This window comes from Streptomyces calidiresistens, assembly GCF_014141525.1.
Classification (GTDB): Bacteria; Actinomycetota; Actinomycetes; order Streptomycetales; family Streptomycetaceae; genus Streptomyces; species Streptomyces calidiresistens.
In genome coordinates, this window is the sequence record NZ_VKHS01001346.1 from 1 (window position 1) to 849 (window position 849).

The following is an 849-nucleotide window of genomic DNA, read 5'->3' on the forward strand; positions in this document are numbered from 1 at the left end:
CCGCCCACCCGGTTCCCCTGCCTCCCGGTCCGCTGGGCGTCCGGTTCCGGGGAGTGCGTTTCGACTACGGCGGCCCCCCGGTACTGGACGGGGTGGATCTGGACATACCGGCCGGCGGCACCGTGGCCCTGGTCGGTGCCTCGGGGGCGGGCAAGTCCACCTGCGCCCACCTGATCGCCCGCTTCTGGGACCCCACCGAGGGGAGCGTCGAGTTGGTGTCCCCGCGCGGGGACGCGGTGGACCTGCGGGACATCGCCGACCCCGACCTGCGGCGGGCGGTCGCCGTCGTCGGCCAGGACACCCCGCTCTTCCACGGCGGCCTCGCCGAGAACCTGCGGTTGGCCGCCCCCGACGCGGACGACGGGCGGGTGGCGGAGGTGGCGCGCCGGTGCGGGGTGGACCGGATCGCCGCCGACCTGCCCGGAGGGGCGGACGGTGCCGTGGGGGAACGGGGCGCCACCCTCTCGGGCGGCCAGCGGGCCCGGGTGGCCCTGGCCCGGGCCCTGCTCGCCGACCCCCGGGTGCTGGTGCTCGACGAGACCACCGCCGCGCTGGACACGGCCGCGGAGGAGGCGCTGGCCGGGGTGTTGACCGACGCCGGGGACCGCACCACGGTGCTGATCGCGCACCGTCCCTCCACCATCCGACGCGCCGACCGGGTCGTGGTGCTGGAGAACGGCCGGGTGGCGGAGGTCGGCACCCCCGAGGAGTTGACGACCCGTGACGGAGCCCTGAGGCGGGTGCTCGACAGGGTGCCGGCGGGGGCGGCCGGTGCGACCGACGGAGCAGCCGGGGGCTCTGCGGGCCCACCGGATTGACCCCGCCGGTGGGGGTGGTGGGGGGGTATGC

Annotated in this window: 1 protein-coding gene; it reads left to right on the forward strand. The window is 77.4% G+C overall.

Features of this window, described 5'->3' with window-relative positions:
- Nucleotides 1-818, forward strand: an 818-nt coding sequence (locus FOE67_RS27235; protein WP_228474359.1) for an ABC transporter ATP-binding protein, incomplete at its 5' end; no start/stop codon positions are given.
- Nucleotides 819-849: the final 31 nt, after the last annotated feature.